Below are 22,291 nucleotides of genomic sequence, written 5' to 3' on the forward strand. Positions count from 1 at the left end.
AAACCTCCTATTTTTTCTTATTTGTATCCACAATGCGTACTATATCGTTGGCAATTTCCTCTAATGCTATACTAACCGCTTTATGGCCCGGTTCTGTATTTTCGGAATCTTTATCCGCTTTTTCCAGTAATTCATCGGTTATTTCTCGGGCACGTTTGGCTGTTGCCACGGTTAAGCTGTACCGGCTGTCCGTCTTGTTTAATAATCTATCCAGTGAAATGCGATTCATGACAAGCCCCCTAACTGTAAATATTTCTCCAAATCAAAGCGCTTTGGTTTGCACTTCTCGGCAGTGATAATAGCCTTAACTTGATCCGTTGCTTCTTCCAGGCTATCATTAACCACAATATAATCGTAACGGGGAATTTCCTGCAGTTCGTCTGCTACACAGTTTAACCGTTTCTTGATCACTTCATTACTGTCTGTTCCCCGTCCGATTAACCGTGCCTGTAATTCATTAATTGACGGTGGAATAATAAAAATCAATACACAATCAGGATGCTTTCTTTTAATTTGCAGTGCTCCTTGAATATCAATTTCCAGCAGTACATCTTCACCGGCAGCTAATTTTTCTTCTACCCACTTTTTAGGCGTGCCGTAGAAGTTACCGTACACTTGGGCCCATTCTATCAGTTGGTCATTGTCTACCAATTGCTGAAACTCTTCTCGGCTGATGAAAAAATAATTTTTGCCGTGCACTTCGCCGGGTCTGGGAGGCCTGGTAGTAACAGATATGGACAAGTGAATAGATTTATTTTTGCGGATTAGTTCTTGACATATCGTTCCCTTGCCGGCTCCCGACGGGCCACTGAGTACAATTAAAATACCCTGTTTTGACATCTTTACTCAGCTATCTCTTCCTGATTGTTAGATTCTTTGGTAACCAAACGGTTAGCCACGGTTTCAGGCTGCACGGCAGATAAAATCACATGATCACTGTCTGTGATAATTACCGCCCGTGTACGCCGCCCATAGGTGGCGTCAATCAGAATACCGCGATCACGCGCCTCGGTAATAATGCGCTTAATCGGTGCTGATTCCGGACTGACAATGGCAATGATCCGGTTTGCCGAAACAATGTTACCAAAGCCAATGTTAATTAATTTAATATCCATGCAAGTGCCCCCCATATTTTTTTATATATTATTATTACTCAATGTTTTGTACTTGCTCTCGAATTTTTTCCAATTCACTTTTGGCCTCAACCACTGCGTTGCTAATCTCTAAATCATTGGCTTTAGAGCCAATAGTGTTAATTTCCCGGTTCATCTCCTGCAGCAAAAAATCCAGTTTGCGCCCTACTGCATCCCGGGATTTTAAACATTCTGTCATTTGTTTAAGATGACTGTCCAGTCGCACAACTTCTTCCGTAATGTTGGCTCGTTCCGCAAACAGTGCTACTTCGGCAGCCATTCTGTTCTCATCCAACATCCCCTGCCCCTGCCATTCCGCCAGTCGCTGGTTTAATCGTGCTTTGTATTCTTCTACCACTAAAGGAGCACGGTTTCTAATCATTTTATTCAGTTCGGCGATAATATTGACGCGTTTTTCAATATCACAGGCCAATCGCTCACCTTCTGCGGCACGCATATTTATCAGTTCATCTAAGGCGGCCTTTAATGCCGTTTCAATTGCCTGCCACAATGCTTCTATGTCTTCTTCCGGTTCCTCCAGCAAAACAACGTTAGGCAAACAAATTATGTCTCGCAGTTCGATATTGCCTGAAACCGGCAAAATTTGCTGCAATTCTTCCATTGATTTATAATATGCTACCGCTAATGCTTTGTCAACTTTTACCTGTGGTGTCCTATCAGCGGTATCTTCAATTGATATGTAAGCGTCAACGCGGCCTCTTTTAATACTTCCTTGAATCACTTTGCGGATGCGTTCTTCAAAAAAATTAATTATTCGCGGTACGCGCACAACAACTTCACAAAAACGATGATTTACTGACTTTAGTTCAACGACAACCTTTCGACCATCGGTATCGGCCTCACCGCGACCATACCCGGTCATGCTTTTCAGCAAGGGAATCACCTCAAGTATTACTGCTATATTATTAATTATTAACTATAATTTTTGTTTTTCTACTTAAATTTAAAAAATCCTTTTAAAAACTCAACGATGCTTAACAAAATAACTTAGCAGATGAAGAAAATCACCCTTTTTGCCAGGGTGATTAGTAACGGTTTGATTACTTATTTTAGTTCATGCAATAAGCTTTCCATGCGGTCTAATGCTTCCGTAATGGTTTGCATATCCGTGGCGTAGGAAAATCTGATAAAGTTATCATCACCGAAAGCAACGCCCGGAACTACCGCCACTTGCACCGCGTCCAGCAGAACATCGGCCAGATCCGTGCCGCTGTTAATTATTCTGCCTTGGTAGCTCTTGCCGAAATAAGCACTGACGTTGGGGAAGAGGTAAAATGCTCCGCCCGGTTTAGGGCAGCTGATCCCAGGTATGTTGAGCAGGCGCTGGTACATATAGTCCCGCCGTTTAACAAACTCCGCCCTCATTTCATCTACCGGTTGTTGAGTGCCATTTAGTGCCGCCACACTGGCTGCCTGAGCGATCGAGTTAGGGTTGCTGGTAGCATGACTTTGCAGGTTGGTCATTGCTTTTGCTATTTCCAGGGGTGCCGCAGCGTAACCAATCCGCCAACCGGTCATGGCATAGGCTTTGGAAACACCGTTAATGACCACGGTGCGTTCTTTTAACTGCGGGCTTAAGCTGGCAATACTGACATGTTCCAGCCCGTCATAAACTAATTTTTCATAAATTTCATCAGATATAATTATGATATCAGGATATTCTAAAATCACATCCCCCAGGGCTTTCAGTTCATCTTTGCTGTAAACCGCGCCGGTCGGGTTGCTGGGACTGTTAATTAACACCGCTTTGGTTTTCGGCGTAATCGCTTGCCGCAACTGTTCCGGTGTGATTTTAAAACCGTTCTCCTCAAAAGCCATAACCAGCACCGGCTTAGCGCCGGCAATTTTAACTTGTTCAATATGGCTAACCCAGTAAGGAACCGGGATAATTACTTCATCCCCTTCTTCTACCAGCACTTGAAAGGCATTGTACAAAGATTGTTTCGCCCCGGAAGAAACGACAATTTGCGCCGGCTGATATTCTAAACCGTTATCCCTTTTAAATTTCTCAATCACGGCTTCCTTTAACTGTGCCGTGCCGCCTACCGGCGTGTACCTGGTCATTCCGGCATTAATCGCCTCTATCCCCGCTTCTTTAATGTGTTGGGGCGTATCAAAGTCCGGCTCGCCAACACCAAAATTATATACTTTAATCCCGTTTGCTTTCATTTGTTTTGCTTTAGCGTCAATAGCCAGCGTCGGACTGGGGGCGATATTTGCCACTCGTTTGGCAAGTTTCATTTTAATCTCTCCTTAGATTTATTTAATTTTAAATATTTAAAGGCTTTAACCGCCTACTTTATAGCAAATTTTGTTTTACTTATTTGATTAGTATAACTTAACCGGGAATATCTTCCGCTATGCAGCATTTCCCTATTTAATAAAACGGCATTAAACTCGCTAAAGCCCGCTGGTAACCAGCGGGCTTAGCTACTATTTTTGACTTAGTATAACAATTTTTTAAAATGTTTTCAACGCAGCCATTAAAAGTATACTATATACCTAGTTCAGAACCCCGTAAGTTTTGGCATCGCGCCTTTGCCCTCATCATGGTTTTATCAAAGCGGCCCACGGTTCTAATCACACTTTTATATAAGAAACGCGGCGTTCCATTCTTCTCTTTAAATCCTTAATGACAATGCCTAACAACGTAGGCGTCAGAGTGATGGCCAGTATCACTGCCCAGTGCAGTGGGCCGAGTGGTACGGTTTTGAATATCGGCTGTAAAAAGGGCAGGTAGTTTACCGTTAACTGCAGGGCAGCGGATATCCCTACTGCCACTAGCAAATACGGGTTGCTAAGCAATCCGATCTCCAGTAGGGAGTGATGTTCTGAACGGCAGACAAAAACATAAAACAGCTGGAACAATACCAAAGTGTTAAATGCCATCGTTCTGGCCAGTTCTTCACTGCCCCATGACAGTCCCAGGCAGAAGGCCAGCAGCGTTCCAAAGGCGATTATCGTGCCGCTGTAGATGATCTTCCACCCTAACCCATGTGCAAAAATACTTTCCTGCGGGTGTCTGGGCGGTCGGCTCATAATGTCGCGGTCTGCAGGGTCCACACCTAAAGCCATAGCCGGCAGGCCATCGGTTACCAAATTTACCCACAAAATTTGAATCGGCACCAGCGGCAGCGGCAAACCGCCCAGCACCGCCAAAAACATAACCAGTACTTCCCCCACGTTGCAAGACAGCAAGTAGCGAATGAATTTCCTAATGTTGTCATAAATACCGCGTCCCTCTTCCACTGCATTGACGATGGTTTGAAAGTTATCATCGGCCAGTATCATAGAAGATGCTTCCTTGGTGACGTCGGTTCCCGTTTTACCCATGGCAATCCCAATATCAGCTTCTTTTACCGCCGGCGCATCGTTAACACCGTCACCGGTCATGGCCACCACATGGCCGTTAGCCTTCAGTGCCCGCACAATGCGCAGCTTATGCTTGGGGGACACGCGGGCATAAACGGTTACATTCTTTGCCCGCTGGCGCAGTGTTTTGTCATTCATGGCATCCAGTTCCGCACCGGTAAGTAAACCGTCACTGCTGTGCAACAGCCCCAGCTCTCTGCCGATTGCCTGAGCGGTAAGTTGATGGTCACCGGTAATCATCACCGTTTTAATGCCGGCACGCTGACAGGTATAGATTGCCCGCAGCGCTTCCGGCCGCGGCGGATCTATCATGCCGGCAAGCCCTAAAAAGACGAGATTTTTTTCTACCTTTTGTTCCGTGTAATCGGTGTCTTTATCCGGTAAATCTCTTACCGCAAAAGCCAGCACTCTTAATGCACTTTCCGCCATTTTAGCATTTTGCCGAAGAATACTCTGCCTAATATTTGCGTTTAGCGGTATCAGTTTGCCGTCCTGATAATAATGGGTACATAACTCCAACACTACATCAGGGGCACCTTTTACATAGGCGGTGCACTTCCCGCCGGGTTCGCGGTAAATAACGCTCATGCGTTTGCGGTCGGAGTCAAAAGGCAGTTCCGCTATGCGCCTTTCTTTTTTCTCAATATGCTGCCGCCACATCCCGCCTTTTGCCGCCATTACCAACAGCGCCCCTTCGGTAGGGTCACCGTTAATATCCCAATCCATGCGTTTTGTCAACCGGCGCAGCAAACCGCCAACGGTGATATTGCCCTTAGTAAGTACGGCATTGTTGCACAAGGCGGCGGTTTTTAATAATAAATCCAACCCTTTTTCATCTTTCCCTTTGATAAAATTAAATTCACCTTTGGGATCGTAACCTTCCCCGCTTACTTCTATCTCTGCAGCCGGAGTAACAATGCGGCGCACCGTCATTTTATTTTGTGTTAAAGTGCCCGTCTTATCTGAACAAATTACCGTAGCGCATCCCAATGTTTCTACCGCCGGCAGCCGGCGGATGATGGCATTGCGCTTAACCATGCGCTGCACACCGATGGCCAAAGCAATGGTCACAATGGCCGGCAAGCCTTCAGGTATTGCCGCTACCGCTAAACTTACCCCGGCTAAAAACATTTGATAAACAGGTTCTCCCCGGTAAACGCCCAGCAATACCACCAAGGCGCAAATCGCCAGACAAAAAGCTACCAACACCTTGCCCAAATGAGCTAAGCGCCGCTGCAGCGGCGTTTGCTTTTCGCCGACTTCCTGCATCATGCCGGCAATATGCCCCATCTCGGTGGCCATGCCGGTAGCAACGACAATTCCTTTTGCCCGGCCCCTGACCACCACCGTACCCATATAAGCCATATTGTGGGTATCCCCAAGGCTGACATGTTCCTGTGCCGACATCTTTTCGACCTGCTTTTTCACCGGTGTTGATTCACCGGTTAAAGCCGACTCTTCAACCTGCAAGTTAATTGCTTCCAGCAAGCGCAAATCGGCAGGCACCTTATCGCCGGTTTCCAGCAGCACTATATCACCGGGAACCAGCTTTTCAGCCGGTATCTTTGTTTCCAAACCGTTTCTAATTACTCTCGCTTCCGGTGCCGTTAAGCGCTTTAAGGCTTCCATTGACTTTTCCGCCCGAAATTCCTGCACAAATCCCAAAATGGCATTGATGACCACAATGATCATAATGGTAATGGCATCTGCCCATTCCTGCAAAAAGCCGCTGATTATCGTTGCTACAATGAGCACCATCACCATAAAGTCTTTAAACTGGTTTAAAAACATTACCAGCGGCGGAGTTTTCGTCACGCTGACCAATCGGTTAGGGCCAAGCTGTTCAAACCGCTGTTTTGCCTCTCTGGCATCCAATCCATCCTTTGGGTGGGAATTTAGCTTTTCCAACACTTCCTGCCGACTTAAAACGTGCCATTTCCCGGCCATATACTCACCTCTTGGTTTACCAAAATTATCCTGACTATTGATATAAATATTCATTGGACAGGCAAATATAACTTGAAGTTCTTAAATCATTACATTTGCCAAAACACTTGTGTTATAATTGACCGGGAAAGAAAGGAGAGCATTTACCATGCCTTACGACGGACTGGTCACCGCGGCAATATGCCAGGAACTGAATGAAAAACTGGCCGGTGGGCGGATTGAAAAAATATATCAACCGTTAAAAGATGAGATAATGCTATTGCTCAGTAAACAAGCCCGCTATCGCCTGCTGATATCCGCTAACGCCCAAAATGCCCGCATGCACCTGTCGAAAAACGCCAAACCCAATCCTGCTACCCCACCGCTGTTTTGCATGGTACTGCGCAAACACTTGGAAGGCGGACGGATTGTGGAAATAACCCAAGCCGGTCTGGAACGCATCCTGCAGATCATTGTCAATACACGGGATGAATTGGGGCAGCCCACATTAAAAAAATTAATTGTAGAAATTATGGGTAAACACAGCAACATTATTTTAGTAGACCATCAAACCGGTAAAATTATTGACGGCATTAAACGTTATTCTCATGCGGTGAGCAGGCACCGGGAAGTACTGCCGGGCAGAGATTACCTTGCCCCGCCCGAGCAGGGAAAAATACACCCGATAGGATTAAATGAAGAACGGTTCTTTCAATTGATTACATCCAAAGATATCGATTTGAAATTAACGGACATTTTACTGCAAACCTTTAACGGTTTTTCACCGCGCATTTGCCGGGAAATAGTTTACCGCTGCGGACTGCCGTTAGACATCAAGTTAAACTACTGCGGTGAGTATGAATTAAGCATGCTTTGGCAGCATTTTAACAGCCTCTGTACTGACTTGGAAAAAGGGAACTTTAACCCGACTTTGGTATTAAACCATGACGGTTCGCCAATAGATTTTGCAGCCTTTGCTCTTACCCAGTTTGCTGACCTGCACCTGGAACAGGGTAGCATGAGTGAGGTTTTAGATAGTTTTTATTTCCTTCAAGAACGGGATTGTCGCATACAGGCAAAACGGCAATCACTAATGACCATAATTAAGCGGGAAATCAACCGCCTAAAGAACAAAATTCCCAAACAGCGACAAAGCCTAAAGAAAGCGGAAAATTTTGAGCATTACCGGTTGTGCGGCGAGCTGCTCACCGCCAACATGCACCTGATAAAAAAAGGCATGGGCATGGTGGAACTGGAAAACTACTACAGCCCGGATTTAGAAAAAATAACCATAGAGCTCGACCCCCAAAAGAGCCCGGCAGAAAATGCCCAGTTTTATTTTAAACAATACGTCCGGGCTAAAAACACCGTGGAGGCGGTTAAACAACAGCTTGCGCAAGCGCAAGAAGAACTAAGTTATTTGGAAGGGGTAGAGTCTGCCGCAAGATATGCCGACTCCCTTAAGGATTTAGAAGAAGTAGAAAATGAGTTGGTCATGCAAGGCTACGCTAAACCCAGCCGGCAAAAAGATAAGGTAGATAAAAAGCAGGCAAATAAACCCCAGCCCCTTAACTTTCAATCAAGGGACGGCTTGGTGATACTGGTAGGAAAAAACAACCGGCAAAACGACTACTTGACCCTGCGTTTAGCAAAAGGGGAAGACATCTGGCTGCACACCAAAGATATACCCGGTTCCCATGTGGTCATTAAAACACAAGGCCGGCCCGTTCCGCCCACCACCTTAGAAGAGGCGGCGGTACTGGCGGCTTATTACAGTAAAGCCCGGCAGTCCAGCAAAGTACCGGTTGATTACACCTTGATTAAACATGTGCATAAGCCTAAAGGGGCCAAACCGGGCATGGTGATTTATGAAAATCAACAGACCATCTTTGTAGACCCGGACGAAAAATTGGTACAAAATCTTAAAACAACTGCCCAAAAAGCAGCGAATAAGAGGCACGGCTATTAACACCGTGCCTTAATTTTTAACAAAGGAATAATGCAGCGTTTTTTCAGCGGCAAAGTGGCCACCTGGGCCAAGGAATTCAAGGGCACAAGGGGACATCACTCGTACTGACCAACTGTCTACACTGACCGGCTGTTTTATAATATAATTTGCTAAAGTTTAATAAATTCTGAAACCCTTGACCGTTATTGCCCGCCTTATAGTAAACATTTTATTTTTTAAAGGAGGATGAGTCAGTTGTCCGGTAAAGCTTTAAAAGTTTTAACCGTCGGCTGCCTGTCAGCCGGTCTTTTGTTAAACCCCCTTGCCGCTGCCGCCCAACTGCAGGTAGGAATCAGTCAACCGGCTCAACAACAACACCATATGCCGGCGGTAAAAATCACCTTAGAACAAGCCATCGAAGCTGTTAAAGAAGCTTTTAACATCGGCAGTGAATACGACCGCTTTGAAAGCAGCTTAAATACCTATAACGGACAAATGGTTTGGTGGCTAAGCTGGAGAAAAAGCAGCGAACCTGCCAAGTCTATTAATGTCGGCGTCAATGCCGCCAGCGGAAAAATCGTCAGCATGGACTACTGGCAGGCGCCTCCGCCGGGGCAAAAACATTACGGCCTGCCGCAGTACTCTTATGACGAGGCGCAAAAGTTTGCCCAAACATGGGCAAAAAAATTAGCCGGCGATTATTACGCGCAAACTAAATTAATACCGAATGAAGAACCGCCGATTATTCCTCTGGGTGAACGGGGCCCGGCAGAGTACCATTATACTTTTGCACGCACCGTCAACGGCATCACTTTTCCGCAAAACAACATCAGCATTCGCATTGACGGTGACAGCGGAAAACTGCTCAGCTACAATTTAACCTGGGATGATAAGCTTAAGTTTCCCTCGCCGGCAAATAAAATATCCGCCCAGCGGGCAGAGCAAATTTTAAAGGAAAATGTAGAACTGACTTATTTTCAACCCCAGGTCTACACTGACGAAAAACAGCCGATTAAATTAGTTTATCGGGTAAAAAAAGGTTCCGGTTTATATATTGATGCTTTAGGCGGTAAGGTTATTGAAGATAGCGATTACGACTACTTAAGAAATGAAGCTGCCGGCAGTGGGGATCTGGTGCAAGTAAAGGAACTGTCTCCCCAGGAACAGGCAGAAATAGATAATATAAAAGATGTGCTTAGCGCAGAGAAAGCCCTGGCCAAACTTAAAGAAACAGTCAGCATTCCGGAAGCTTTGTCACTGCAAGAAAGCCGCTTGCACAAGCATTATTTTTCCGAGCAAAAAATTTGGAGCTTTTACTGGTCGGGAGAAAGGGGCAGCATGAATGCGCAGGTTGACGCTAAAAGCGGTGAGCTGCTTAGCTTTAGCAAATGGCTGAATGACAGCGGCAAAGGGGAAAAACAAAAACACACTCTTGACGCGGCCCGGCAAATTGCCGAAAACTTTATTAAAAAATTGCAGCCGGCCCGTTATCAAGAAGTGAGATTGGAAAATAAAGATCTTTACCGGCAACCCCTTAAAGAACTCAATACATGCAGCTTTAACTTTGTGCGATTAGTTAACGGTATTCCCTTTACCAACAACGGCTTTAATGTCACAGTGGACTTAAATAGCGGCGAGGTTACCGCTTATAGCATGAATTGGTGGGGAGACAGGTTTCCCGATCCGAGCGGTGTCATGGGCATCAACAAAGCAACATCAATTTTTACATCGGATAAGGGTTTAGCCCTAGAATACATTACTCTGCGCGGCAAGGAGCAAGAAGAGATAATTTATCTGGCCTATCATTTAAAAAATCGCCCCTCATATATCATTGACGCCAAAAGTGGTACATTTTTAAACTGGCGCGGCGAACCGATTGCGCCGAAACAAAGCACTAAGTTTTCTGACATCGCCGGGCACCCTGCCGAAGAAGATATTAAAATGTTGGCGGCAGCCAATATCATCACCGGTACGGAAGGTAAGTTTAACCCCAGTCAACAAATCAGGAAAATAGATCTGTTAACTTGGCTGGTAAAAAGCCGGGGTTACCATTTAGAAACTCCTGATGAGAAAAAAATTGTTGACGCGGCATTGCAATTAGGCATCATTGATGCCAACGACACCGGCAATTTGCACAAAGAGTTAACCCGGCTGGATGTGGCAAAATTGATGATTAATTATTTAGATTATGACGGAGTAGCTAAATTAAATAATCTCTTTAACTTTAATGTTCAAGATGCGGCCGCCGTTCCGGCAGACTTAAGAGGATACGCGGCCATCAGCGTAGCATTGGGTTTGCAAAACACCGCCCAAGGTTATTATCACCCAAACAACCCTGTCACCCGGGCAGATGCCGCCACTGCGGTAGTCAAGCTGTTAAACGTGCAAAAATAAATGTGAAAGCGTTCGGTGATAACGCCGAACGCTTTTTAATTACTTTACTAAATATTGCGGCTGCCCGGTTTTACGGCCGGTATTCCCTGTTTACACAGGGGACATTCTTCCGGTTGATATGTAGCCACCGTGGTGGTTAACAAGGCCTCGGTGCGCAGGCCTAAATCCACTTTGCCGCCGCTGCGGTCTACCAATACGCCTACCGCGACCACTTCCCCGCCGCAGTTTTTTACCAGCTCAATTACTTCCCTTACCGAACCGCCGGTAGTAATGACGTCTTCAGCCACCAAGACTTTTTCACCCGGCTTGATACTGAAGCCGCGGCGCAGGGTCATCACACCCTTTTCCCGTTCAGCAAATAAGCTGCGCACACCTAATGCCCGGGCCAGCTCGTAGGATACCAAAATCCCCCCCATTGCCGGACCAATTACCGTTTCTACTTCCATATCTTTAAAACGCCCGGCCAGTTCTTGGCAAAGCAAACTGCAGTATTCCGGGTACTGCAGTACCTGAGCACATTGAAAATAGCGATCGCTGTGTTTGCCGGACGTAAGTCTAAAATGCCCGCTGAGCATTGCACCTGTTTTTTCGAATATCTCAACAATCTGTTGCTGTGTTAGCATATGCCTTCCCTCACTTTTAAGAAATTAAGAAATTTCCGCGACAATCCCTTGTGCTGCCAGTACCGGATCTGTCGCCGCCGTTATGGGACGGCCAACCACCAGGTAATGGGCACCTAACTCTATCGCCTCCTTGGGAGTCATCGTTCGCTTTTGATCATTTTTTTGGCTGCCGGCCGGCCGGATTCCCGGCGTGATAATGGCAAATTGCTCCCCACAGGCCTGGCGGATGGCTTTGATTTCCCTTGGCGAGGCCACCACCCCGTCCAAGCCGGCCCTTTGTGCCAATTTAGCCCAGTGCACTACCTGCTCTTCCACCCTTTTGTCGATATTTAATTGACGGTTTAACGCTTCCTGGTCCAGGCTGGTGAGCACAGTTACCGCAATAAGCATCGGCGGCTCAATGCCTAAGGCAGCCGCTTCATCTTGCACTGCACTGCGGGCGGCCTGCATCATCGCCAGCCCGCCGCCGGCGTGAACGTTAATTATTGACGCCCCCAGCCTGGTCAACACCCGGGCAGCTTTTGCCACGGTATTGGGAATATCGTGCAGCTTTAAATCAATAAATACCTTGCCGCCTCGCTTTTGGATTTCCTGCACTGCTGCCGGCCCCACTGCGTTGTACAGCTCCATGCCCACTTTAAACATGCCCACATAGGGGTGCAGCATATCTACCAGCCGCAAAGCCTCGGCTATAGAATCAACATCCAGCGCTACAATTAATTTTTCTTTACTCATAATTCCTCCGGTTAATTTATTTGTGGGCCTTGCCCACCAGTAAATTAATATCTTCGATATCGTTGTCAATCAAATATTGCTCAATCCCGTCAATTATTTCCAAGGTCACCCGTGGGTTGATAAAGTTGGCGGTTCCGACCGCTACCGCCGTTGCCCCGGCCATAATAAACTCCAGGGCATCCGCCGCATTTGATATGCCGCCCATACCAATCAGCGGCAGCTGCACCGCCTGATAAACCTGCCAAACCGCCCGCACCGCCACCGGCTTCACCGCCGGTCCGGACAAGCCGCCGGTAAGGTTGGCTAAAACCGGGCGGCAGCGTTTAATATCTATGGCCATGCCTAATAACGTATTAATTAAAGATAAGGCATCTGCCCCCCCTTTTGCCGCCGCTTCCGCAATCTTGGTAATATCGGTTACGTTCGGTGAAAGCTTGACAATTAGCGGCAGTTTTGTCACCGAACGCACGGCAGCGGTCACCTCATAGGCCATGGCGGGGTCACTGCCAAAGGCCATCCCGCCTTTTTTTACGTTGGGACAGGAGATGTTCACCTCTAAACCGGCAATTGCCGGTGCTTTATCCAGCTTTTCCGCCACTTTGACATAATCCTCTACGGTATCTCCCGATATATTTACGATCACCGGTGTACTTAAAGTTTTAAAATAGGGCACATAATGCTCCAACAAATAATCTACCCCGGGGTTTTGCAAACCGATGGAATTTAAAATCCCCGCCGGTGTTTCCACGATACGGGGGGTGGCGTTGCCGTCCCGCGGTTTTAAGGTGGTCCCTTTGACGGTAATCGCTCCCAGCCGATTGACATCAAAATAAGTACTGTATTCTTGACCGAAGCCAAAGGTGCCGGAGGCGGTGGTGACCGGATTTTTCATTTTAATTCCGCCGATATCAACGGCCAGATTAGGCTTATTCATACCAAACCACCTCCTCGGCATTAAAAACGGGACCGTCGGTACACACTCGTTTGTAACTGTTGCCCTGAGCGGTTTTAATTTTGCAGCTGCAGGCCAGACAGGCCCCCACCCCGCAGCCCATTCGCTCTTCCAGTGAAACCTGCAGGGCAATACCCTTGCCCCGACTCATCTCAGCCACTTTTTTCATCATCGGATAGGGGCCGCAGGCATAAATACAATTAAATTTCTCTACATGTTCGGCCAGCAGCTCAGTTACCGAACCGCACCGGCCGGCACTGCCGTCATCGGTGGCCAAGAAAAGCTTAACCCCCAGTGCGGTAATTTGCTCTTTTGCCGGCAAATCAGCACTGCTGCGGGCACCGAAAAAAACTTCCGGTAGCAAGTCATGAGCAATCAGTTCTTCCGTCAGGAAAAAAAGCGGGGCGATACCGATGCCGCCGGCAACAATTGCTACTTTGCTGCCCGGCGGCGGCAGTTGAAAGCCATTGCCCAGGGGGCCGAGTATATCTAAGCTTTCCCCCGGCTTTTTCGCTGCCAAAAGCTTAGTACCCCGACCCACTGCCCGGTACAGCAGGCTAACGGTGCCCTTTTCCCGATTTACCCGATGAATGGAAATCGGCCGTCTTAACAGCGGATCCTGGGTCTCACTGCACTTTACATGCACAAACTGACCGGGCTTGGCAGACAAAGCCAGCTGTTTGGCGGTAAATTCTAATAAATAGTAACTTGGTGCAACTTGACATTGCTTGGTAATATCAGCAGCAGTTAAAAACATGCTATCTTCCTTTCTCACCGGCTTTTAAGTTTAATGACGGTATCCTTGCAGCGGGATAATGCGGGCGCTGCCGCCTTCTTTAATATAACGCAGGGCTTCAATCGTCGCCCAAATGGTGTCCATTGACGTCAAACAGGGGATACCGTGTTCCACTGCCGCCCGGCGAATGCGGAAACCGTCACGCTGCGGTACTTTGCCTCTGGTTAGGGTGTTAATTACAAAGTTAATCTTGCGTTCCCGAATTAACTCTGCAATATCCGGCGAACCCTGACCGATTTTATTTACTTTTTGCACTGCAATACCGTGTTTTTGTAAAAATTGCGCCGTGCCGGCGGTGGCGCACAAGCTAAAGCCCTGTTCCAGCAGTTCCTGGGCAATGAACACTGCCTCCGGCTTATCCTTATCGGCTACCGTCAGCAAAACATTTCCCTTAGTGGGAATGCTGATGCCGGACGCAAGCAAAGCCTTATACAGCGCCAGGTTGTACTTGTAATCTACACCCATCACTTCACCGGTAGATTTCATTTCCGGTCCAAGATATACATCCACATCCAGCAATTTGGCAAAGGAGAAAACCGGCACCTTTACACCAACAACATTGGGTTCCGGCGCCAGGCCCCCTTTGTAACCCATATCAACCAGTTTCTCTCCCAACGCACACTTGGTAGCTAATTTAACCATCGGTATGCCGGTAATTTTACTTAAAAAGGGCACGGTACGGCTGGAACGGGGATTAACTTCCAGCACATACAACTTCCCATTGTGCAGCACATACTGAATGTTAATCAATCCCTTGACATTTAAGCGTCTGGCCAGAAGGGTAGTGTAATCTACTATCATCCGTTTAACCCGATAGTTTATCGTTTGCGGCGGATAAACCGCAATGCTGTCACCGGAATGCACGCCGGCCCGCTCCACGTGCTCCATAATTCCGGGAATGAGCACCGTTTCACCGTCACTGACAGCATCCACTTCCAGTTCTTGACCGAACAAATATTTATCCACTAAAACCGGATGCTCGGGAGTTACTTTTACCGCAGAAGACATGTAGTTTAACAAATCTTCCCGGTTGTAAACAATCTCCATCGCCCGGCCCCCCAGCACATAGGACGGGCGCACCAATACCGGAAATCCAATGTCATTAGCAATGCTTTCCGCTTCCTCAACCGAAAAAGCGGTGCGGCCGGCCGGTTTGGGAATTTCCAGCTCGGTTAATAATTGGTCAAACCGCTCCCTGTCTTCTGCTGCATCAATGTCATCCACTGCCGTGCCGGTAATTTGATATCCGGCTTCAGTTATTGTCCGCGCCAGGTTAATTGCCGTTTGCCCGCCAAACTGTACCATAACACCGTCAGGTTTTTCTTTTTCCAAGATGTCAAGCACATCTCCCGCCGTTAACGGTTCAAAGTACAAGCGATCGGCGGTGTCGAAGTCTGTGCTCACCGTTTCGGGGTTATTGTTGACGATAATCGCCTCAATTCCTTCTTCCCGCAGTGCCCATACCGAATGCACCGAACAGTAATCAAATTCTATGCCCTGCCCGATGCGAATCGGCCCGGAACCGAGCACAACTACCTTTTTACGCTTACCGGGGGGTGCTTCGTCCTCCCCGCCGTAAGTAGAGTAATAATAAGGACTGGCAGCGGTAAATTTTGCGGCACAAGTATCTATCTTTTTATAAACGGGAGTGATTTGGTATTTTTCTTTTAGCTCTTTTAACTGCGGCAGTGAGATATTGGCTATTTGGGCAATATGCTCATCAGCCAGCCCTAATTCCTTTGCTTTTTTAAGCAAATCGGCATCCAGAGGGTGCCCTTGTTTAATGGCAGCACGTAATTCTTCGGTAAAATCTACAATGTTTTTAATGCCCTTTAAAAACCACCGATCTATTTGGGTTAAAGCATGCAGCTTTTCTGCCGGCCATCCCCGGTGAAAGGCTTCCGCCAGGGCAAAAATCCGCTCGTCATCAGGGTAATTAATTTTATTTTCTAATTGTTCAGTGCTAAGCTTCTTCATTTCCGGATGCTCCAAGCCGAGCATGCCGATTTCCAATGAACGCACTGCCTTTAACAGCGCCCTTTCAAAGGTGCGGTCAATAGCCATTACTTCGCCGGTAGATTTCATTTGTGTCCCCAGCCGGCGGTCGCCGGTATCAAACTTATCAAAAGGCCAGCGAGGGATTTTTACTACCAGGTAATCTAAGACCGGTTCATTAGCGGCATACGGTTCGCCGGTCACATCGTTGCGAATTTCCTCCAGCCGCAAGCCCAAGGCCACTTTGGCTGCCACTTTGGCAATTGGGTAACCGGTAGCCTTAGAAGCCAATGCCGATGAACGGCTTACCCGGGGATTAACTTCAATGACATAGTATTTTAAGCTGTCCGGGTGAAGGGCAAACTGAACGTTGCAGCCGCCTTCAATTTGCAAGGCCTTGATTATTTTCAAAGCTGCACGGCGCAGCATTTGATGTGCCTCATCCGATATTGTCTGTGCCGGTGCCACCACAATACTGTCACCGGTATGCACGCCAACGGGGTCGATATTTTCCATACTGCAAATGGCAATGCTGTTATCCGCCCCGTCCCGCATTACTTCATACTCAATTTCCTTCCATCCCGCTACACTGCGTTCTATCAACACTTGCCCTATCATACTGTGTTTTATGCCCCGCGTGGCAATTGCCGTCAGTTCTTCCTCATTGTTAGCAATGCCGCCCCCGGTGCCCCCTAAAGTATAAGCCGGCCGCACAATCAGCGGGAACCCTACTTTGCGGGCAAAAGCAACGGCATCATCAACTGACTCCACAATAGTGCTTTCCGGTACCGGCTCACCGATTTCTTCCATCGTAGCCTTAAATAACTCCCGATCTTCAGCCTTTTTAATTGCCGTAAGCTGGGTGCCCAACAGTTTTACGCCGGTGCGCTCCAGCACACCGTCTTCCGCCAGCTGCATCGCTATATTTAAACCAACCTGCCCGCCAAGGGTAGGCAGCAGCCCATCCGGCTTTTCTTTTTCTATCACGCGGGTAACAAATTCCGCGGTAATCGGTTCAATGTATACTTTGTCAGCCATGTGCGCATCGGTCATAATCGTGGCCGGGTTGGAGTTAATCAGCACTACCTCCAAGCCTTCTTCTTTCAGGGATCGACAGGCCTGAGTGCCGGCATAATCAAACTCTGCCGCCTGACCAATCACAATCGGACCGGAGCCTATCACCATTACTTTTTTAATATCGTCACGAAGAGGCATTAACGTTCTCCTTTCTCTTCTAAGCTATGTTTTTAATCGTAGTACCGTTGGCAAATGTTTTGTTTATTTATACGTTTATTTTTATAATTATACAGGGTAATTAATTAAACGTCTATCCTTCATTACCACTTCGCCGTTAACAATTGTCATCACCGGCAGTCCTTTTAACTGCATACCGCTAAAAGGCGTGTTTCTGCCCTTGCTGACAAATTCCGCCGGATCAACCTTTTCTGTAGCGTCAATGTCAATCACCGTTATGTCAGCAGGCATACCTACCGCCAATAAGCCCCCCGATATGCCCAGTATTTTAGCCGGATTTAAGCTCATTTTTTCAATCGCTTGCGTCACCGTCAGCACACCGGGCGACACCAGCTCGGTAAAGACCAAGCCCACTGCCGTTTCTAAACCGACAATGCCAAAGGGGGCATATTGATATTCAACCCCTTTTTCTTCTGCGGTGTGCGGCGCGTGATCAGTGGCAATGACATCTATAGTGCCGTCAGCCAAACCTTGTTTTATGGCTGCAATATCCCTATCCGTTCTCAGCGGGGGATTGACTTTGGTGGCGGTATTGTAATCGCCTACCGCCCGATCAGTTAAGGTAAAGTGGTGCGGGGTCACTTCACAGGTCACGTTAATGCCGCGCTTTTTTGCCTGGCGAACTAATTCTACCGAACCTGCGGTGCTGATATGAGCAATGTGCAAATGGCAGCCGGTGCTTTCCGCCAATATGATATCCCGGGCCACCATTATCTCTTCCGCCGCTGCCGGTATGCCCGGCAAGCCCTTTATGGTGCTCACATAGCCTTCATGCATCACCCCGTCTAAAACCAAGCTCTTATCTTCACAGTGGGAAATTACCGGCAAATCAAGCATAGCGGCATACTGCATCGCGCGACGCATCACGCCGGCATCGGCAACCGGCTGCCCGTCATCGGAAAGGGCCACTGCCCCGGCTGCCTTTAAATCCGCCATTTCGGTTATTTCTTTACCTTTAGAGCCCTTAGTAATGGCGGCAATGGGATACACTTTACATGAGCCTACTGCAGCTGCCCGGTCGTAAATAAACCGCACCACGGCCTTATTATCATTAACCGGATTAGTGTTCGGCATGCAGGCTACCGCGGTAAACCCGCCGCGGGCGGCCGCCGCCGTACCGGTGGCAATAGTTTCTTTGGCCTCGTATCCCGGCTCTCTCAAATGAACGTGCATGTCTATCAGCCCCGGACAGACCAGCTTACCTTTGGCATCTATTACCACCGCATCTTCCACTGTCAAATTCTCTTCCATGGCCGCAATTAAAGAGTCTTTCACGAGAATATCCAGCTGTGTTACGGTGTGTTTCTCCGGATCCACTAGGCTTCCCCCTTTAATTAACAGCTTCAATACTTTCACCTCCCGTTAACAAATACAGCAGCGCCATGCGTACCGCTACCCCGTTGGTTACTTGTTCATTAATTACAGACCGGCTGCCGTCTGCCACATCAGCGGATATCTCTACACCCCGATTCATCGGTCCGGGATGCAGCAACAAGGCATCTTTATCGGCCAGTGCCAAGCGCTCCTTGTTAATCCCGTATAACTGCGCGTATTCTCGCAAGCTGGGAAACAGGCCCTGTTTTTGTCTTTCCAGCTGAATGCGCAGCACATTAATCACGTCAGCGCCTTTAACGGCATCTTCAACATTGGTAAATACCTTAACACCCATTTTTTCCAGTCCCGGCGGCATTAATGTGGCCGGCCCGGCCACCGCCACTTCCGCTCCCAGCTTGGTCAGTCCCCAAATATTAGAACGGGCCACCCGGCTGTGTAAAATATCACCGATAATTGCCACCTTTAACCCTTGAATACTTCCTTTATGCTCTCTAATGGTAAATAAATCTAAAAGTGCTTGTGTGGGGTGTTCATGAATGCCGTCGCCGGCATTAATCACTGAACAGTTTACCGCCCGGGCCAGCAATTCCGCCGCCCCGGCAGCCGGATGCCGCAGTACGACCACATCCGCCCCCATCGCCTCTATCGTGCGGGCAGTATCTGCCAATGACTCGCCTTTTTGCACACTGCTGCTGCTTGCACTTACACTGACGGTATCAGCACTTAGATATTTGGCAGCCAGCTCAAAAGATGTGCGGGTACGAGTACTGTTTTCATAAAAAACGGTTACCACCGTACGCCCGCGTAAAGTAGGTACTTTTTTTATTTTGCGCCGGACAATATCTTTCATTGGCCCTGCGATATCCAATATATCGACGATTTGTTGTGCGCTTAAATGCTGCAAGCCTAACACATGCTTCATTGCCTTGCCTCCTCGCTAATTACCCAGATAAATAAAAAACCTCGACTGGAAAATCCCATGTCGAGGTCAACAATAAAAATCCGCAAAAAACACACCGGCTTTTCCTTTGTCGACCTCACGGGATCGATTTAAAAGGTTGCCCTATTTTTCCGGAGCTTCTATAATCACAACTCTATCCTGATTGTCAATTTCTTTAACCTGTACCGATACAATTTCTTTTTTGGAAGTCGGTACATTTTTGCCTACAAAATCCGCCCTGATGGGGAGCTCTCTGTGGCCGCGGTCGATCAAGACCATCAATTGAATTGCTTTCGGGCGGCCAATGTCGATTATTGCGTCAAGTGCCGCTCTTACCGTGCGTCCGGTATACAGCACATCGTCTACCAGTACTACCACCTTGTCTTCAATGTCAAAGTCTACTTTCGTCTGGTGCACCAGGGGTTGTTGGGCCAGTGTGGTTAAATCATCCCGGTACAAGGTGATATCCAATATGCCAACCGGAACTTCCGTTCCCTCTATCTCCTTGATTTTTTGGGCCAGCCGTTCAGCCAGCGGTACACCCCGGCGGCGAATACCCACTAAACATACATCTTTCACACCTTTATTGCGTTCAATAATCTCATGGGCAATGCGGGTAAGTGCCCGACGGATACCGCTTTCATCAAGAATTTGTGCTTTTTCCTTTCCTTCAGTCAACAAAGTCACCTCATTTCTAAACCTATATCCGGCCGTTCCCGGCTTTATCACTTATTGTATTAGGGTATTAAAAAAGCCTCTTACCATCCGGTAACAGGCATAGCTTGACCACTGTCAAACAGATTTATGTCCGCCTTACCGGTCTCACGGGACCAATTTAAAGGTGTCCTTGGCTTGTTACATTTTATTATGTCAATTGTATATCTGTCAAGATATTATTCGTTTTATTACCAAAGAGCAAACTTCTTGCCGAACTGATTAATTTTTGGATATTCCATAAAATATTAACGCCACCCCGGCTAAAATATAAACCATTTTGCCAAGGGATACTTTTCCGGCCAAACCTATTAAACCCAATGAAGTAACAATGAGGAAAACAGTTGGTCCGACCACCGCCAGCAAGGCATTGATTTTAAAGGCGGTTTCCACTTTGCCGAATTTAAGCATTAACATTGCTGCCGTAAACTCAATGCCGGAAGATAAAAAGCGCATTGCGGCCATACCGAAAACGATCTTATCAAAAACGTGAAACAACTAATTTTTCCTCCTTTGTTAAATTTACCCTACTTCATTTTATATGCCGACTTTTGTGCTCTAATGAATACCTTTAAACTTGCAGAGGAAAAATAGATTCGTGCGACTATTGAAAGGACGTGACTTGATGAAAGTTTCAAAATTCACTTTACCGGCATTGGCCGCGGTACCCCTGATTATGGTATTGGGAAACTCACTGTTAATACCGGTACTGCCGGCCATTCAAAGTGCGGTAAACGTATCTAAAGTACAGGTAAGTTTAATTATCACTTTGTTCTCCATACCAGCAGGCATTGTTATTCCGTTGGCCGGCTTTTTGTCCGATCGCTTTGGACGAAAAAAGGTAATCATTCCGGCACTCACTTTATACGCCTTAGGCGGGGTGGTAGCCGGTTTGGCAGCTATTTTCCTCAAAGAAAATTCATTTTATGTCATTTTAGCCGGTCGAGTGATTCAAGGTATCGGTGCGGCGGGAACCGCCCCCATTGCCATGGCCCTTTGCGGTGACCTATGGGAAGGAAAACAGCGGGCCAAATCTTTAGGGGTTATAGAGGCATCAAACGGTATGGGGAAAGTGATTAGCCCAATTTTGGGTGCAGCCTTGGGATTGATCTTTTGGTATGCGGCCTTTATTTTTTTTCCGCTGGTAATTATTCCGGTTATCATCGCCATTTGGCTGATAGTTAAGGAGCCGGAAAACAACGAAGAACCCCCTAAATTAAGGGCTTATGTTAATTCCGTCAAAACTACCGTTAAGAAAAAAGTACCCTTATTAATGTCCTGTTTTTTAGCCGGGGCGACGGCTTTATTGCTTTTGTTTGGCGTTTTGTTTTTCCTGTCGGATTACTTAGAAAAAGTATTAAATTACAACGGTATCCTCAAAGGGGCTTTGCTGGCTATTCCGGTGCTGTTTATGAGCAGTACTTCATATATCACCGGGCTTATAATTAAAAAGCAAATTTTACTGATGAAAATACTGGTACTGACCGGTTTGAGTTTAATTGCCGTATCTCTTGGGGTACAACCTTTTTTTGAAAACATTTACATGTTTTTTGCCGGTATTTCCGTTGCCGGCATCGGTACCGGCTTAGTGCTGCCCTGTTTAAACATGCTGATTACCAGTGCCAGCGACTCAGATGAACGCGGCATAGTCACCTCTCTTTACGGCAGTGTGCGCTTCTTTGGCGTTGCCTTTGGTCCGCCTATCTTTGGTTGGCTAATGGACAAAGGACTGCCGATAATGTTTTGGGCGGCGGCCGGCTTATCTGCATTTGCCGCGGTAATTGCCTTTTTCTTTATTAAAGTAAGGGCTATTAAAAAGAGTGCCGCCGAAGAAAGCAAGGAAAAGAAAGGAGAAAAATCTCAGGCTGCCGACAGCAAGCAGGCGGAAAATGAATTAAATGAAGGTTTACTGGTATATGTGTCGCCACAAGGCAGCACCACGATAATCAGCGCCCCTGCCAAAAAACCCCAGCTTAATAAACAAAACGAGGGCAAGGAAAATAATGGAGATGAACACAACCAGTAACCGATATCAGTTGTTGCGAATACACTACTGCATAAAGAAAGATTTCACGGGTTTGCAACAATTTGTGAGGGGGTGCCAGAAGTCATCTGCATTTTTGCAGATGATTTAACCCGTGAAAGGAGATGTG

General features: G+C 47.2%; 18 protein-coding genes. 3 read left to right on the plus strand and 15 right to left on the minus strand.

Going from position 1 to position 22,291, the window contains the following annotated elements; genetic code table 11:
* Positions 1 to 7: 7 nt before the first annotated feature.
* The 6 genes from rpoZ to ACZ5NG_RS07070 form a co-directional block, all read right to left on the minus strand.
* Positions 8 to 229, minus strand: a complete 222-nt coding sequence (rpoZ, locus tag ACZ5NG_RS07045; RefSeq protein WP_464251111.1) for a DNA-directed RNA polymerase subunit omega — start codon at positions 227 to 229, stop codon at positions 8 to 10.
* On the minus strand, positions 226 to 840 hold the full coding sequence (gene gmk / locus ACZ5NG_RS07050) for a guanylate kinase (RefSeq protein WP_464251112.1): 615 nt from the start codon (positions 838 to 840) through the stop codon (positions 226 to 228). The genes rpoZ and gmk overlap by 4 nt, the downstream gene beginning before the upstream one ends.
* 2 nt (positions 841 to 842) lie before the next feature.
* Positions 843 to 1,115 carry an extracellular matrix/biofilm regulator RemA gene (gene remA / locus ACZ5NG_RS07055; RefSeq protein ID WP_464251113.1) on the minus strand — a complete coding sequence of 91 codons (273 nt, stop codon included), beginning with the start codon at positions 1,113 to 1,115 and terminating at the stop codon, positions 843 to 845.
* Positions 1,116 to 1,149: 34 nt separating this feature from the next.
* Positions 1,150 to 2,028, minus strand: a complete 879-nt coding sequence (locus ACZ5NG_RS07060; protein ID WP_464251114.1) for a YicC/YloC family endoribonuclease — start codon at positions 2,026 to 2,028, stop codon at positions 1,150 to 1,152.
* A gap of 170 nt (positions 2,029 to 2,198) precedes the next feature.
* A complete protein-coding gene (locus ACZ5NG_RS07065) occupies positions 2,199 to 3,395 on the minus strand; it encodes a pyridoxal phosphate-dependent aminotransferase (protein ID WP_464251115.1) in 1,197 nt (398 codons plus the stop codon).
* Between the two features lie 339 nt (positions 3,396 to 3,734).
* Positions 3,735 to 6,473, minus strand: coding sequence for a calcium-transporting P-type ATPase, PMR1-type (locus ACZ5NG_RS07070; RefSeq protein WP_464251116.1), 2,739 nt, complete (start codon positions 6,471 to 6,473; stop codon positions 3,735 to 3,737).
* Between the two features lie 148 nt (positions 6,474 to 6,621).
* Here ACZ5NG_RS07070 and ACZ5NG_RS07075 point away from each other — a divergent pair, with 148 nt between their 5' ends.
* Both ACZ5NG_RS07075 and ACZ5NG_RS07080 read left to right on the plus strand, forming a co-directional pair.
* Positions 6,622 to 8,421: an Rqc2 family fibronectin-binding protein gene (locus tag ACZ5NG_RS07075; protein ID WP_464251117.1), complete on the plus strand. Its 1,800-nt coding sequence runs from the start codon at positions 6,622 to 6,624 to the stop codon at positions 8,419 to 8,421.
* Between the two features lie 225 nt (positions 8,422 to 8,646).
* On the plus strand, positions 8,647 to 10,794 hold the full coding sequence (locus ACZ5NG_RS07080) for a YcdB/YcdC domain-containing protein (protein WP_464251118.1): 2,148 nt from the start codon (positions 8,647 to 8,649) through the stop codon (positions 10,792 to 10,794).
* Positions 10,795 to 10,841: 47 nt separating this feature from the next.
* Here the strand turns inward: ACZ5NG_RS07080 and pyrE are convergent, their stop codons facing one another.
* From pyrE to ACZ5NG_RS07125, 9 genes are all read right to left on the minus strand, one after another.
* Entirely contained in the window at positions 10,842 to 11,417 is a 576-nt protein-coding gene (gene pyrE / locus ACZ5NG_RS07085) for an orotate phosphoribosyltransferase (RefSeq protein ID WP_464251119.1), read from the minus strand.
* Between the two features lie 24 nt (positions 11,418 to 11,441).
* Positions 11,442 to 12,152 carry an orotidine-5'-phosphate decarboxylase gene (gene pyrF, locus ACZ5NG_RS07090; RefSeq protein ID WP_464251120.1) on the minus strand — a complete coding sequence of 237 codons (711 nt, stop codon included), beginning with the start codon at positions 12,150 to 12,152 and terminating at the stop codon, positions 11,442 to 11,444.
* Positions 12,153 to 12,168: 16 nt separating this feature from the next.
* On the minus strand, positions 12,169 to 13,086 hold the full coding sequence (locus tag ACZ5NG_RS07095) for a dihydroorotate dehydrogenase (protein ID WP_464251121.1): 918 nt from the start codon (positions 13,084 to 13,086) through the stop codon (positions 12,169 to 12,171).
* Positions 13,079 to 13,861, minus strand: coding sequence for a dihydroorotate dehydrogenase electron transfer subunit (locus tag ACZ5NG_RS07100; protein ID WP_464251122.1), 783 nt, complete (start codon positions 13,859 to 13,861; stop codon positions 13,079 to 13,081). The genes ACZ5NG_RS07095 and ACZ5NG_RS07100 overlap by 8 nt, the downstream gene beginning before the upstream one ends.
* A gap of 30 nt (positions 13,862 to 13,891) precedes the next feature.
* Positions 13,892 to 17,110 (minus strand): carbamoyl-phosphate synthase large subunit, encoded by a 3,219-nt coding sequence (carB, locus tag ACZ5NG_RS07105; RefSeq protein WP_464251123.1) that lies wholly within the window; start codon positions 17,108 to 17,110, stop codon positions 13,892 to 13,894.
* 87 nt (positions 17,111 to 17,197) lie between these two features.
* Complete coding sequence (locus ACZ5NG_RS07110; protein WP_464251124.1) at positions 17,198 to 18,496, minus strand: dihydroorotase; 1,299 nt, start codon at positions 18,494 to 18,496, stop codon at positions 17,198 to 17,200.
* Positions 18,480 to 19,406 (minus strand): aspartate carbamoyltransferase catalytic subunit, encoded by a 927-nt coding sequence (locus ACZ5NG_RS07115; RefSeq protein WP_464251125.1) that lies wholly within the window; start codon positions 19,404 to 19,406, stop codon positions 18,480 to 18,482. Before ACZ5NG_RS07115 ends, ACZ5NG_RS07110 begins: the two co-directional genes overlap by 17 nt.
* A gap of 141 nt (positions 19,407 to 19,547) precedes the next feature.
* Positions 19,548 to 20,102 carry a bifunctional pyr operon transcriptional regulator/uracil phosphoribosyltransferase PyrR gene (gene pyrR / locus ACZ5NG_RS07120; protein ID WP_464251126.1) on the minus strand — a complete coding sequence of 185 codons (555 nt, stop codon included), beginning with the start codon at positions 20,100 to 20,102 and terminating at the stop codon, positions 19,548 to 19,550.
* A gap of 258 nt (positions 20,103 to 20,360) precedes the next feature.
* Entirely contained in the window at positions 20,361 to 20,636 is a 276-nt protein-coding gene (locus ACZ5NG_RS07125) for a YqhV family protein (protein WP_464251127.1), read from the minus strand.
* Positions 20,637 to 20,763: 127 nt separating this feature from the next.
* Here ACZ5NG_RS07125 and ACZ5NG_RS07130 point away from each other — a divergent pair, with 127 nt between their 5' ends.
* Positions 20,764 to 22,164: an MFS transporter gene (locus ACZ5NG_RS07130; RefSeq protein WP_464251128.1), complete on the plus strand. Its 1,401-nt coding sequence runs from the start codon at positions 20,764 to 20,766 to the stop codon at positions 22,162 to 22,164.
* The last annotated feature ends 127 nt before the right edge of the window (positions 22,165 to 22,291 follow it).

Source organism: Desulfovectis peckii (assembly GCF_055391705.1).

What these genes read in the sequence shown, in the direction of transcription:
- ACZ5NG_RS07095 (WP_464251121.1), bottom strand. Translation starts at nt 13,086, where the DNA reads ATGAATAAGCCTAATCTGGCCGTTGATATCGGCGGAATTAAAATGAAA.
- ACZ5NG_RS07065 (WP_464251115.1), bottom strand. Translation starts at nt 3,395, where the DNA reads ATGAAACTTGCCAAACGAGTGGCAAATATCGCCCCCAGTCCGACGCTG.
- ACZ5NG_RS07100 (WP_464251122.1), bottom strand. Translation starts at nt 13,861, where the DNA reads ATGTTTTTAACTGCTGCTGATATTACCAAGCAATGTCAAGTTGCACCA.
- carB (WP_464251123.1), bottom strand. Translation starts at nt 17,110, where the DNA reads ATGCCTCTTCGTGACGATATTAAAAAAGTAATGGTGATAGGCTCCGGT.
- ACZ5NG_RS07080 (WP_464251118.1), top strand. Translation starts at nt 8,647, where the DNA reads ATGAGTCAGTTGTCCGGTAAAGCTTTAAAAGTTTTAACCGTCGGCTGC.
- pyrE (WP_464251119.1), bottom strand. Translation starts at nt 11,417, where the DNA reads ATGCTAACACAGCAACAGATTGTTGAGATATTCGAAAAAACAGGTGCA.
- ACZ5NG_RS07075 (WP_464251117.1), top strand. Translation starts at nt 6,622, where the DNA reads ATGCCTTACGACGGACTGGTCACCGCGGCAATATGCCAGGAACTGAAT.
- ACZ5NG_RS07130 (WP_464251128.1), top strand. Translation starts at nt 20,764, where the DNA reads ATGAAAGTTTCAAAATTCACTTTACCGGCATTGGCCGCGGTACCCCTG.
- ACZ5NG_RS07115 (WP_464251125.1), bottom strand. Translation starts at nt 19,406, where the DNA reads ATGAAGCATGTGTTAGGCTTGCAGCATTTAAGCGCACAACAAATCGTC.
- ACZ5NG_RS07070 (WP_464251116.1), bottom strand. Translation starts at nt 6,473, where the DNA reads ATGGCCGGGAAATGGCACGTTTTAAGTCGGCAGGAAGTGTTGGAAAAG.
- remA (WP_464251113.1), bottom strand. Translation starts at nt 1,115, where the DNA reads ATGGATATTAAATTAATTAACATTGGCTTTGGTAACATTGTTTCGGCA.
- rpoZ (WP_464251111.1), bottom strand. Translation starts at nt 229, where the DNA reads ATGAATCGCATTTCACTGGATAGATTATTAAACAAGACGGACAGCCGG.
- pyrF (WP_464251120.1), bottom strand. Translation starts at nt 12,152, where the DNA reads ATGAGTAAAGAAAAATTAATTGTAGCGCTGGATGTTGATTCTATAGCC.
- gmk (WP_464251112.1), bottom strand. Translation starts at nt 840, where the DNA reads ATGTCAAAACAGGGTATTTTAATTGTACTCAGTGGCCCGTCGGGAGCC.